Genomic DNA, 12369 nt, shown 5'->3' with positions numbered 1-12369 from the left:
ACGACACAATAGAGGCTTATGTGTTTCTTATTACAAACATACAGCCTTTTTGTAAGGAGGAGAGCTGATTTACATGATGCATAGATCTATACGTTTATAAAACTTCTTTTCGAACACTAAAAGGCAAAGCGCAGGGACGCCCCGGGTTACCCAGTGCCCATCAAACCGGTGCAACCACAATTGTTCTTCGCGCGCTTCTGTTCCATGCACCGGGATATCCAATGCCCGATTGTGTATAAATTATATTGATGAGTTTATTGGTCGAACTGATAAACTGTCGAACTGATTAATTGATTTACAGCTTCAAATTAAAACCACACCCAAATGTCTATCACCCAATAGCTATTAGGGGTTAACGGATTATGGCTGCGCCATAGTAATCGCGAAGCGATTGCACAATTCGTGTAATTCGTGGTTCATCCTTTTTTATTTATTTAAATCATTGGTTTGTACAATACTATACTTCCTTTGAAACCACGATTTTCTTCCTTTTGACCACGGATTACACGCCCCGGGTTACCCAGTGCTTATCAATCCGGTGCAACAGCAATTGTTCTTCGCGCGCTTCTGTTCCATGCACCGGGATATCCAATGCCCGAATATGAGTAGATGTAATGTGAGGATGTTCGATGTGGAGATGCACTACATAATAAATTTTGAACCAGATAGATAGACTCACAAGTAACTATCCGGAATCAACACTTCAACAGTTTGACAGTTTAGCAGTTCAACGATTCGACTACCAAGGGCTATCGGGATGATCAGTTCGACGAGTTCTCAGTTCTCAGTTCAACAGTTTCCCAGTTCAACACTTCAACAGTTTGACAGTTTAGCAGTTCGACGATTCGACAACTAAACTAATAAACTCATCAACCAATAAACTACATGGCCTCTACTTCATTTGTTTTTTTCAAGAGCTGCTTGGCTTCATGCTCATCGCCCAGAAGGGTCGCTATCCATTTTGTTTTATCGCGTTCTTCAAGTATAATTTTGAAGGTCATGGTCAGCGGTACCGACAGAAACATTCCTACAGGTCCGAAGATAAAGCCCCAGATAATAAGTGAAAGGAAGACGACAAGGGTTGACAGACCCAGTCCCCGGCCAATGATCTTAGGCTCAACAATATTTCCCATAACCGTATTGACAAACAGGTAGCCCAATATGGTCCATAGCATGCCTCCCCAGCCAAATTGTAACATTGAAAGCAAGGATGTTGGTACCGCAGCTATAATGGAACCGATATTTGGAATATAATTGAGCAGAAAAGCGATAACACCCCAAAGAATAGCGTACTCGACACCCTGTATCAGTAGCCATACCCAGATAAAGAGTCCGGTCAGGGCACTGATTACCGTTTTAAGAGACAGGTAATGGCGAATGCTGTGAGCAATTTTATCAAGGTGATCAATTGATATCTTGTGCAGTCGCCTGATGATGGTCGCTTTCTTAATGAATGATTTGGCTTCAAGTAAAATAAAAATGGTGATCAGCAGGATGATAAATGAGTCTGACATAATACGGCCAAATTCACCCACGGCACCGGTTGTAAAACTGATAATGCGTCCCGGGTCAAGCATATCAACCAGTTGATTGGAATCTATGTCAAAGCCGCTGATATTATCAAGCCTGTCGATGCTGGCTGCAAATATATTCCTCAGGTTGGCTTCATAACGCGGCAGATCGCCCATGAAATTGGAGATAGATCGACCGATAATACTTCCGAACAGAATGAGAACGCAGGCTACCCCTGAGAGAACAATAACGATGGCAAGTGTATACGGCACCTTACGTTTCTCAAGCCACAGGATGGGCTGCGTACAGATGATGCTGATGAATAAGGCTAACAGTATTGGCAGAATGATGGACTTGGCCGCCATAAACCCCGCCAGTATAACTATGACAGCTGCAAAGGTCAGCGTAATGTTACGGGTTGATGTTTGCATTATAGAGTGTTATTTGGTTTGATCGTTTAATTTATTTAGGATTCAGATCGTTTAAAGATACCGCTTTTATATCTGAATTGCTTGATGTATATCGTTTTCTGTTTTGTCTAAGCCTGCTTTTTATCCTGGCAATATTCGTTTGCTTATTCTTTGCTTTTGATGAGTATACCGATTGATTAAGTTCCTGAAGCGCTTCTTTTAGTTTTTCGTCCTTTGAGCTGATAGCTTTGAAGGTCTGTTTTCCAGGCAGTAGGTTCAAATGATCTATCCAGCTATATATTGCCGCAATAAAGCGATGACGGTTCTTTTGCCTCAATAGCCTGTTAAACCAATAGCGCTCACTGGACACATATTGTAATCGCTGCTTTATTATTCTCTTACGAAGGTATATAGCTGTTTTTATGATCATGTACAGCAATACCAATCCGATGAGAGCAGCTATTATATATTTTTTATAAGGCTTACTGTCAGCTTCAGCTGTTTCAGCCGTGTCATCATTGAAAGATGGCTTTAGGGCCTGCAGGGAATCCTTTAACAGCTCCAATTCAGCCAGGTCGTCATTGGGCTGAACGGTAAGTGTATAGGCCGGTAATTTTCGCTTGTAAAACCGTTGCATGTATGGGTTCCACCAGCTTATTTCCAGTTCGGGAATGGTAAATTCCCCGGCCTCTTCAAGCAGGTAGGAGTAGGTATCAATACGCCGGCCGTTGACGCTTTTATGGTCCCTGTCATCAATGAATTCAGGCTCAGATGTGTATATACTTGCAAAATCAACCTGTTCAACCAGCGGTTCATCAATGAAGGTTGGCAAGGTGCCGCTTGCCCTGGTAGTTATTTTACGGCTAACAACGTCGCCCACCTTTAACTTATTCAGCTTCAGTGACCATTCGTTACTCACACGCGCGTCAGAGGCCACCAGCCAGCGGCCAGGCTCAGCATCTTCGGGGGCGGGTTCAACTGTTATGCTAATGGCCTTGGTACGCAAGGTAACCGGTTGGCCCTTGTAATCGCCCTCAGGCGGTATGCTGGTTGACAGCGCCAGTTCGGGAAAGGTTATCTCACCTGATGTATAGGGAAATACAACGTAATAGAATTCAAGGGCAGCGTATTTTTTACCATTGATGTATTCAATGGAGCTTTGAGTTCGCTTAAAAGCCTGTATATAAGCACCCTCAACCTGCAGGTTGCCAAATGACAAGGGCTGGGTAAACCAGGTGGACGAATAGGCCTTGACACTCACCTTTACAGGCTGCTCAATGACAACCTTACGCGTATTGACGCGGGCAGTTGCGAAAGCATCAATGTTTTGTGCCTTGATGTCTGTGATCAGTATGATCAGCGTAGATATGCATAGGAATTTTACCATGGTTCGTCTGGCTGTTTTTCGTTTGAATAATACTTCTCATACTGATATTTGAAGCGTCGACGCAGAAACTCAGAGGGGTCAGCAGATATCTCCCTCAATAATATGTTTTGAGGCGTTTCGCCTGCCTGTGGCTGAAAATCTTCCGGGGGACGCTCCAGTTCTTCAGCTTTCCGCATATCAGTCTCCACTTCATCCGTTACACGATCACCTTCCTGTGGTAATTCATCCACTTCAGTGTCAGATGTTAACTCTTCATCTTCACCTTTAGCTCTTCGCTCATTCAGCTCACCTTTAGGTTCTTCCTTATCTTCTAATTCAATGGCTTCATCAGGGTTGACCGACCTGAGTGAGTCCACCTGTCGCATACGTTCACTGTTCTGCTTTAAGCCCTCGCTAATGGTTCTGTTGGATGGATCCAGCTGATTGGCCAGTAAAAGGGCTTCCTGTGCCATATCGATCTGACCACTGGCAGCATAGGCTAAGCCAAGGTTGTACAGGGAGGTGGCCGATGAGTCCTGTTTAAATAGTTCAATGGCAGCTTCATAGTTGCCGGCTTTATAATAGGCGGCTCCTTTGTTTTGCATGGCTTCAAAACCTTCGGCCGCCAGTTCGTACTGCGTATTGTCGTAGGCTCTTTGCGCCTGGTAATCTTTGGTGTACCACAGATCATCCCATGATTCAACAGTTGTATCGCATGACGATAAGAGGACCAGGGCCAGGCACCATTGTATCATCCATCCTTTACGAAACCAGAAAGCAAATAAGACAAGGGCAGGCCATAACAATACAAAGCCCATTTCCTGCCAGTCTTCTTCACTGTCTTCATCCTTTTGCTGAAACACCAGGTTTTTTCTCACTTTCTCAGCGATCAGGCTGACGTCTTCCTTATCGAGTGTTAATGAATTCACATTGACAGACGGATGCTTCTGCAATTCAAACAGCACCTGGGTATTCAGCTTTGAGATGACGAACTGACCGTCTCGCCGTGCATAAGTACCCGGTCGCTTACCCGGAATTCTTCCGCCCTGTGGCGTTGCCATAGGCATGAGTTCAACAGAATGCCTGGTATTGGCGACAAAGGTTTTGATCTGGCCGGCTTGCTCGCTTGTTACTTCATCGCTTATCAGTAATAAGGTACACGGCGCTTCTGTTCGTGAAAATATAGAATCGGCTATATTCAGGGCATTGGCAAGCCTGGTGCCTCCCAGTGGCATAACATTGGGCTGTAAAGACTCCAGCTGATAGCTGATCAGTTTATAATCCCTGCAGGGTGTTACCACCGGGTGGGCAGTTCCTGCATAAGCCATTAAGCCTACTTTGGAGCCCGGGTTGGCATCCAGCAGGTCGCGTATTTTAAACTTGGCTCTTTCAAGGCGATTGGGCGACACATCATCTACCAGCATTGATGGTGAGAGGTCGAGGGCAATCAGCAGGATGGTTTCGCTTTTGGCACCGGGTACTTCCCGCATTTTCCATGTAGGGCCTGACGCGGCTACTATCATTAAAGAGCCAATGATAAAAGTGACGATCAATGGGCCGATAAGGCTCATCCGGCTGCCTTTAGCAATCATATATGGCCGGAGTGAGGACGCTATGATATGCTGCCATTTGTTTTTGGTACTATTGCCCAGAAGAACAATAAGTATGATTACCATTAAAGGCAGGAACAGCCATATGTACTGAGGCCTTAAAAAGTGAAATAATTCAAGATCTATGTCCAGCCATTCGCTCATATCAGGTTCGTTTTACAGCAGCTATAATACTGCGGATAAATAATAGCAGGAGGGCAATAACGATAGAGGCCACTGTTGGATAATAATACAGTTCAGTTACCGGTTTGTACTCCTCTTCTTCAAACTCCATTGGTTCCAACTGGTCAAGCAGCTCATAGGCTTCAGACAGACTCTCGTGATCAATGGCTCTGAAATACTGACCACCTGTTATCTCGCTGATGGCCTTAAGTGATTCCTCATCCAGGTCGGAGCCTGGTGCATCGGGGTCGCCAATACCAAGGGTATAGATCTTTATGCTATCCTTTTGGGCCATATAGGCTGCATCGAGGGGCGTAATACCTTTGCCGCCATCTGAGCCATCGGTGAGTAACAGCATTACCTTATGATCGAGTGTGTCCTGCTCAAATAAGCGAATACCAAAGCCTATGGCTTTTCCAATGCTGGTCATCTGCCCGGCCATGCCCACATCTGTTTCATCTAAAAACCATTCTACGATATCCAGTTCAGAGGTGAAGGGCGTTTGTAAATAGGCATTGGTTCCAAAGAAGACCAGCCCCATGCGGTCGCCTTCGCGACGACTGATGAATTCACCCATCACTTCCTTGACACCTTCCCAACGGGTGAACCGTTGATCGTTCTTGACCCAGTCCCTGGCTGCCATACTGAATGAAATATCGGCAGCCACCAGGAAACTACGGGCGGTTTTTACTTTCATTTCGGGCTGACCAACCAATTGTGGACGAGCCAGAGCTCCCAGCAAGCAGAGCCAGGCGAGAAAGAGCAGTATCCACTGCAAGGCATTTCGTTTAGAAATCCAGGCACTTCTTCTCAGTTTTTGCTTTGAGGCCACAGCAGCCTGAGCGGCAAATGGCGCAATGAGCGTGTTGGCTCTGCGGCGCATAGGGGGCAGAACCCACCATACGATAAAGGGGAGGGGTAAAAGAAAGAAGACCCAAGTATTGCTAAATTCAAACATGGTGCGATTTTATCCAGGTTATACTTTCCTCCTGCAGCAAATCCATATCAACAGGAGATAGCTTGATGTGGCTGCCCCGGTAAACAGAGTCAAGAACCACCTTTTCAATATCGGGAGAGAATACAGCTTTATCTTTGTTTTTGCGCTCCAGAAAAGTAAGCCATGAGAGGCCGTTCAAGGCTGTTTGTTCTTCCCGCCCATAGGAATGAATAGCCACCCGCTTGAGTATTTCAAGGGTCTTGAATAATTTATGGGCACCGGGACTATGGGACTGTGCCAATGCTTTCAGTAGTGCCACGGCCTCGCGCCGGTACTTGTTTTTTCGGTAGCGAATGATTTGCCTGATAACTGCAATGATTAACAGCAGACCAAACAGCGTGAGCAGAATGTACCAGCCTGGTGCCTCAAAACTAAAGGGCACAGGAGCCGGTTCCATAAGCTCACCAATTGTATTGATTGTTGTTTCCTGCATAAGTTTTATCGTTTACCAAAAATGCTTTTTATCTGCTCCACCAATGGTTCTGTTGTATTCAGCTCCATGACCGGTATACCATATTTGAGGCAGTAGTCAATGTTTTCCTGCTTTCTTTGCCGGCTTAGCTCGCTGTACCTGCTTCTGACAGATTCAGAACCTGTAAACAACACCTGGTTCTGCCCATCGCCAACAGGCATTTTTATTTCGGGCAGATCCATCTCAAGCGGATCACTGATTATGATGTTGATCAAATCATTATGGCGGGCAATATTGGTGAGGTAGCGTCTTCCGTCCTGATTCAGGTTTAGAAAATCACTTATAACCACCACTACATAATCGTGTGTTATGCTATTTTGAGCATGAAACAACACCTTGTTGATAATGTCTTGCTTGGACTGTATGCTCTCACGTTGCGGCAATGCCTGGTTTTTAAGGCTCAGCTGTTCCAGAAAGTGCATCAGGGTTTTCCTGCTTCGTTTGGGACGAACAGATTCATAGCTGTTATCGTCAAAAACAATACCACCAATCCTGTCACCTGCTTTAAGCACTTTAAAACCTCCTATGGCAGCTATTTGCGCTGCAATTACCGATTTTACGGTGCCTTGTGAAGCAAAGAACATGGATGAGCTTTGATCGACAATGATAAAAGCCGGACGTTCTTTTTCTTCCGTAAACACCTTTGTGTGGGTCACTTTGGTTCGGGCCGTTACCTTCCAGTCAATATTACGCACATCGTCACCTCGCACATACTGGCGTACCTCGGCAAAGTCAAGTCCCCGGCCACGCAGCTTTGAGGCATGCTTACCTGATAATACGCTGTGCACCGGCTGACGAGGCAAGAGACTGAAGTCACTGACCAGGTATTCCAGTTTAGCCAGTTCCTTCAGGCTGATAGCTATTTCAGGGGGATATACTGATGTTTTTGATGCCATAGTACCGTTATCAAATCACTGCAACATTAGCTATGATCGTATCAATCACCTTTTCAGGGCTTATGCGCCCGGCATTCGCTTCGTAGCTCAGTATCAGGCGGTGGCGTAATACATCATGCACCACCGAGCGTATATCGTCGGGTTCAACATAGTCACGCCTGTTTAACCAGGCCATCACGCGCGCACACTTTTCAAGGGCTATTGTACCCCGCGGACTGGCGCCAAAATCAATCCATCGGGCCAGTTCCTCACTGAACTTATCTGGATACCTGGTGGCAGCAATCAGATCAACGATATATTTCTCGGCTGCCTCAGATACTTCCACTTCGTTAATTTCTTTTCGGGCATTGAAGATGATATTTTGTGATAAAGGCTCATTATTAATGTTTTGTCCTTTGCTTTCATTGCGGATCAGGCGCAAAATTTTTGTTTCAGCTTCAGTGTCGGGATAGTCGATCATTATTTTCATCAGAAAACGATCCATCTGGGCTTCAGGCAGGGGATAGGTACCTTCCTGCTCAACCGGGTTTTGCGTGGCCATCACCATAAACAAGTCCTTCATTTTATAGGATTTACCGGCCACTGTTACCTGCCGTTCTTCCATCGCTTCAAGAAGGGCAGCCTGTACTTTGGCAGGTGAACGATTGATCTCATCGGCTAGTACCAGGTTGGCAAATATGGGACCTTTCTGGAAGACGAAAGGGTTTTCCAGCTCGGGCTGATAGATCTCTGTTCCAGTAATGTCGGATGGCAACAGGTCAGGGGTAAACTGTATACGCGATAGTTCTGCCTGCATTTCTTTTGCCAGGCTTTTAACAGCACGGGTTTTTGCTAAACCAGGCAGTCCTTCCAGCAACAAATTACCATTGGCCAGAAATACAACCAGAATTTTCTCAACCACCTTTTCCTGTCCGATAATGGATTGGTTGATACGATCCTGAAGCTCTTTGATTTGATTGAGGGTATCCATTTGATCAACTAATTTTAGTTTGGTATGAAATGCGTAAAACGTTATTATTCATAACAATCAATACTGTTTTTGGTTTTTGAATTTGTTACAACATAAGCTCTTAAGTTGTTGAATCTTTAACATGTTGACAGCGTCTGTTTGTTGTATGCAAAAATCGATAATACCCCAATAGTACTGATTAGAAGAATACCTATATACGTGATATAGGTAAATTGCCGATGAGAGAAAATATTGTTGATTTTATCACAAAGCTGAAAGACATCCCAACGTTCAAACCGCGTAACTGTCGTATTGTCTATCCTGATATTTGTCGGGAGTCGAATTGTCGAATTGTCGAATTGAACATCCCCACATCCTCACATGCCTTTCCTGAATATCTTATATCCAAAGACAAGTTTGGCATCGGTAATGTACATTTTGTGTGTAGCCTCGGCAGATAAATCTGTTTGGTAATGGCGCAGATTGAAGTTCAGGTTTATATAGTATTGATCCTTCACATAAGCCAGGTTAAGGTGACTTCTTAACTGGAATAACCAATTGTCGCTTTCTGGTGCTGCCTCATTCTGTTCCGTGACTTTCTTATACATGAAACCGGCCCCGCCTTGCAGGTTGAGCGACGCATATAAGCCTGAACCAATGGACAGCAGACCGCTTGCGCCAGCCAGCAATCCTCCGCCACTGCCTTTTACATCTTCTATGGGCATGCTATTGAGAGGAATCGCATCTACATAGAGGTCTGATTGCCGGATGAGATAGCCAAAACCACCAATACCGAATGAATAGGACGTTTCACTCTGGTGGGCAATAACAGATCTGAAAGCATTGTCGTGGAAACGTCTGTTGTTGATGATATACATATAATTAATGCCGCTAGACAAGGATGTGATATCTTCATTAAAGATACTTATGTCTTCAGATCCGCTATATATATTAAAGCCTTCATAACGGTGCAGGAAGAAATCGACAAAGTGCTTCTTATTTTGATAGCTGACTTTGATGTTAAACTTTGATGTCGGATCTTCCTTATCTGTCTTGATGTTAAAGGCAACATCAAGTGTTATTTTTTTAGAGGCAAAGCCAATACCAATACCCCACGGATTATTGGGTATGTATTTTGTTGACTGGTTGTTATCGTTTATAAAGAACCTGTGCTCCCTGATGTTTGTAAATGCTCTTAATGACCAGTTATATTTATTGCGGTCAATTAATAATGAATCAATAAAGCGATTCACAATGATGGTGTCTTTGACTTCCTCGATCTGTGAATGCGCTTTCAAAGCCATAACGGCAAGGAATATGAGCAATAGAGCACGACGCATATAGGATTGATTCGTTTATAAGCTTCAGTTCTTTTTACGAAAGATACTTATTATACAGGTTTTTTAATGATATGAGCCTAAAAATATCCATGGCTTCTATGTAGTTAAGGACCGACGGCAATAGGTGAAGTGCTCATTAGATTGTTAAATAGCTATTATTGGTATTTGTAATATATTTAACTGCACCTACCAGCATTTGTACATGAATGTTATCAAACTTTCCAATCACTTCGCCATCTAACTGCAGTAAGCGAGCTTCTTTAAAGTTGATTTCAAGCTCTTGTGCCTGGTAGACATGGCTGTTATGACTCTGATAAAAGCGCTCGTCAAACTTGGCTAATCCGGCTGATATGAGAGATTTGGCATCGATGTTTTCAATAATGACTATTTCAAACAGGCCATCCATTGGGTTACTCAGCACATTTAGCGGCACACCTGTACCGTATTTTCTTGAATTACAAATGGCAACCATCACACCCTTATGCTGAAAGGTTTCACCATTAATTGTAAGCGCTATATCAAAAGGAGTTAGTTTGGTCAGTTCTTCAATAAAATACCTGGCATAGGTAGCCATACCCCTGTTGGGATCTTTTTCATAGGCCTCTACAATAGAAGCGTTAACACCCACATCGCCAATATGCATGGTATAATGTTTATCATTAACACATATCAGATCCAGATCGCCTATCCGTTCCGACATAATGATGTCTTTCAAGGCCTCGATGGGATCAGGATTGACAAACAATTCTTCGGCCATGCCATTGGCCGAGCCTAATGGTATAATACCGATGGGGAAGCTTAAATCTTTTAAAGTGACTGCGGTAAACAAGGTGGTGCCATCACCGCCAACCGATGCTACCTTATCTGGATTGAAGTCCTTGATTGACTTTACAAGAGCTGTTTCATCATCGCGGCCAGTGGTTTTGAAAATGTGGTAAGTAATACCATACTTTTTGCACAAGGCCTGTGCCTCCTTAAGGAAAGGTTCTTTATCAACACCTCCGGAAATTGGATTAACAACAAAAAATAGTTTCATAATAGTGGTTTTATAAGGTTTGGATCAAAGGGATCAAAGGCCTGATAATAAATACCGGGAATGCCTTCGCGAATAATAGCTTCCCAGTTTTTTACCTGTTGGGCAGATCTGAATGTTTTGGTCTGTCGGATAAATACCATCAGAATTCGGGATTTGTACTTACGGATAATTGCCAGGTAAACCTGCATATCATGTTGACTGTCATCGCCAATTAATAAATAAGACTTGTTGCCCGAATGTTCAATAAGGCTTGAAATAACATTGAATTTGTGCTGCCGTGGCTTGTTGGCCTTAAGCAGTTGATACCAATGAAGGGCCGGGGTTAAAAGTAAGGGGCCTGCAGGCAGATCATGGTGTATGATGGTATTGCTTAACAAATGAAACAGGTTCTTTTCACTGCGGGAAACGTAAATATAGTTGGGTTTATAAGTGTCAGTGAATTTAAACAACTGCTCTGTGTAAGATACCAGTTTTCGCCTGTGTGCCTGTCTTCCAAGCGTGGTTGATACACGTTTGAAATGGCTTAAAGTGTGCGACACAAGAATGGTATCATCAATATCAGAAATGACATCGAAGCGAGCTTTAGCCGGAGGAAAATGAATGGGATAGGACTGTATGACAGGCAAGTCCGTTTGCAGGTCGGATATTGTTATAAGAGCCGGGTCTTCAATTAGATCGTGAATCCATATACTAAATCCACCCTGCTTGTCTGTTTGACACGAGTAGGTATTATTACCGGTGTTAATGTGTAGCTTTTGGGCAGCATATAGTTTTTGAAAATAGGAGCTAATGGTCTGAAAAAAGTGCTGCAGACCTTGCCTGGGGGCATGGGCCAATGACGGCTTGCCTGATGCAATACTACCCTCGATAAAGTGCAGCTGTTCGTTAAAGGTGATGATAGTAAGTTGCCATACAAGCTTCATTATGCTGTACTGATTAATTCTTGAAAATACAGAATCCTGTTGTTAATTAAAGATTGCTTTACAAATTAGTAAATGAATGATTATCAATCAAGGGATAGCTATTGTTAGTCGAACTGCATAACTGTCGAACTGTTGAACTGTCGAACTGCATAACTGTTGAATTGTCGAATTGTTGAAATGTTGATTGAGTTGATGAGTTTATTAGTTGAACTGTCATTGATCTGATGTTATAATGTATTCCTTTAACATCAAAGCTTATGGCTTTGCCCTCTATTGATTGAAAAGAAGTCAGCATTCACATGTCCTGAATATTACAAGCATTAAATAGCAGGCTGTAGGTCTGCCATATCATAGCCCGGGGCATAGCGCAGCGACGCCCACGAGTGTTCGAAAAGATTCAAACATTCACATATATAGTGTTTTGCAAGCTGTAAATCAGCTCTCCTCCTGGCAAGGAGGAGTACCTCGACGAAGGAGAGGGGAGGTGGTTTTAAGTCATTTTTATAAATTAGTTTTCAACAATATAAGAAAGATATGAAAAGTAACCGGCCAGGAATGATTTATAGGAGAAAACTATTGAGAAACAGAGCAACTCCAGCGTAATGTGAACTTTGGAATTACCTTAAAGGAAAAAGAATATGCAATCTGAAGTTTAGGCGACAACCTTCTATTGGGCAATACATTCTGGATTTTTAT

Annotated in this window: 10 protein-coding genes and 1 pseudogene; 1 reads left to right on the top strand and 10 read right to left on the bottom strand. The window is 43.6% G+C overall.

Annotated features, from left to right (window positions below):
• Positions 1 to 881: 881 nt before the first annotated feature.
• The 10 genes from ACRD69_RS24895 to ACRD69_RS24850 form a co-directional block, all read right to left on the bottom strand.
• A complete protein-coding gene (locus ACRD69_RS24895) occupies positions 882 to 1943 on the bottom strand; it encodes an AI-2E family transporter (protein WP_430817846.1) in 1062 nt (353 codons plus the stop codon).
• A 31-nt stretch (positions 1944 to 1974) separates the two neighbouring features.
• Positions 1975 to 3309, bottom strand: a complete 1335-nt coding sequence (locus ACRD69_RS24890; protein ID WP_430817845.1) for a BatD family protein — start codon at positions 3307 to 3309, stop codon at positions 1975 to 1977.
• Positions 3303 to 5042, bottom strand: a complete 1740-nt coding sequence (locus ACRD69_RS24885; protein ID WP_430817844.1) for a VWA domain-containing protein — start codon at positions 5040 to 5042, stop codon at positions 3303 to 3305. Before ACRD69_RS24885 ends, ACRD69_RS24890 begins: the two co-directional genes overlap by 7 nt.
• 1 nt (position 5043) lies before the next feature.
• Complete coding sequence (locus ACRD69_RS24880) at positions 5044 to 6018, bottom strand: VWA domain-containing protein (protein WP_430817843.1); 975 nt, start codon at positions 6016 to 6018, stop codon at positions 5044 to 5046.
• Entirely contained in the window at positions 6011 to 6490 is a 480-nt protein-coding gene (locus ACRD69_RS24875; protein WP_430817842.1) for a DUF4381 domain-containing protein, read from the bottom strand. Before ACRD69_RS24875 ends, ACRD69_RS24880 begins: the two co-directional genes overlap by 8 nt.
• Before the next feature lie 5 nt (positions 6491 to 6495).
• Positions 6496 to 7425, bottom strand: a complete 930-nt coding sequence (locus ACRD69_RS24870; RefSeq protein WP_430817841.1) for a DUF58 domain-containing protein — start codon at positions 7423 to 7425, stop codon at positions 6496 to 6498.
• A gap of 10 nt (positions 7426 to 7435) precedes the next feature.
• Positions 7436 to 8395, bottom strand: coding sequence for an AAA family ATPase (locus ACRD69_RS24865; protein WP_430817840.1), 960 nt, complete (start codon positions 8393 to 8395; stop codon positions 7436 to 7438).
• 356 nt (positions 8396 to 8751) lie between these two features.
• Positions 8752 to 9714, bottom strand: coding sequence for a DUF4421 family protein (locus ACRD69_RS24860; protein WP_430817839.1), 963 nt, complete (start codon positions 9712 to 9714; stop codon positions 8752 to 8754).
• Between the two features lie 136 nt (positions 9715 to 9850).
• Positions 9851 to 10750, bottom strand: a complete 900-nt coding sequence (locus tag ACRD69_RS24855) for a diacylglycerol/lipid kinase family protein (protein ID WP_430817838.1) — start codon at positions 10748 to 10750, stop codon at positions 9851 to 9853.
• Positions 10747 to 11673, bottom strand: a complete 927-nt coding sequence (locus ACRD69_RS24850) for a phosphatase domain-containing protein (RefSeq protein ID WP_430817837.1) — start codon at positions 11671 to 11673, stop codon at positions 10747 to 10749. Before ACRD69_RS24850 ends, ACRD69_RS24855 begins: the two co-directional genes overlap by 4 nt.
• A gap of 618 nt (positions 11674 to 12291) precedes the next feature.
• Here ACRD69_RS24850 and ACRD69_RS24845 point away from each other — a divergent pair.
• A pseudogene (locus ACRD69_RS24845) lies at positions 12292 to 12369 on the top strand (DUF559 domain-containing protein); the annotation flags it as partial.

The sequence above is a fragment of the Carboxylicivirga agarovorans genome (assembly GCF_050589845.1).
Classification (GTDB): domain Bacteria; phylum Bacteroidota; class Bacteroidia; order Bacteroidales; family Marinilabiliaceae; genus Carboxylicivirga; species Carboxylicivirga agarovorans.
The sequence above is the reverse complement of the archived record's forward strand: the minus strand, read 5'-3'. Positions and strand labels throughout refer to the sequence as shown.

What these genes read in the sequence shown, in the direction of transcription:
- ACRD69_RS24895 (WP_430817846.1), bottom strand. Translation starts at nt 1,943, where the DNA reads ATGCAAACATCAACCCGTAACATTACGCTGACCTTTGCAGCTGTCATA.
- ACRD69_RS24890 (WP_430817845.1), bottom strand. Translation starts at nt 3,309, where the DNA reads ATGGTAAAATTCCTATGCATATCTACGCTGATCATACTGATCACAGAC.
- ACRD69_RS24885 (WP_430817844.1), bottom strand. Translation starts at nt 5,042, where the DNA reads ATGAGCGAATGGCTGGACATAGATCTTGAATTATTTCACTTTTTAAGG.
- ACRD69_RS24880 (WP_430817843.1), bottom strand. Translation starts at nt 6,018, where the DNA reads ATGTTTGAATTTAGCAATACTTGGGTCTTCTTTCTTTTACCCCTCCCC.
- ACRD69_RS24875 (WP_430817842.1), bottom strand. Translation starts at nt 6,490, where the DNA reads ATGCAGGAAACAACAATCAATACAATTGGTGAGCTTATGGAACCGGCT.
- ACRD69_RS24870 (WP_430817841.1), bottom strand. Translation starts at nt 7,425, where the DNA reads ATGGCATCAAAAACATCAGTATATCCCCCTGAAATAGCTATCAGCCTG.
- ACRD69_RS24865 (WP_430817840.1), bottom strand. Translation starts at nt 8,395, where the DNA reads ATGGATACCCTCAATCAAATCAAAGAGCTTCAGGATCGTATCAACCAA.
- ACRD69_RS24860 (WP_430817839.1), bottom strand. Translation starts at nt 9,714, where the DNA reads ATGCGTCGTGCTCTATTGCTCATATTCCTTGCCGTTATGGCTTTGAAA.
- ACRD69_RS24855 (WP_430817838.1), bottom strand. Translation starts at nt 10,750, where the DNA reads ATGAAACTATTTTTTGTTGTTAATCCAATTTCCGGAGGTGTTGATAAA.
- ACRD69_RS24850 (WP_430817837.1), bottom strand. Translation starts at nt 11,673, where the DNA reads ATGAAGCTTGTATGGCAACTTACTATCATCACCTTTAACGAACAGCTG.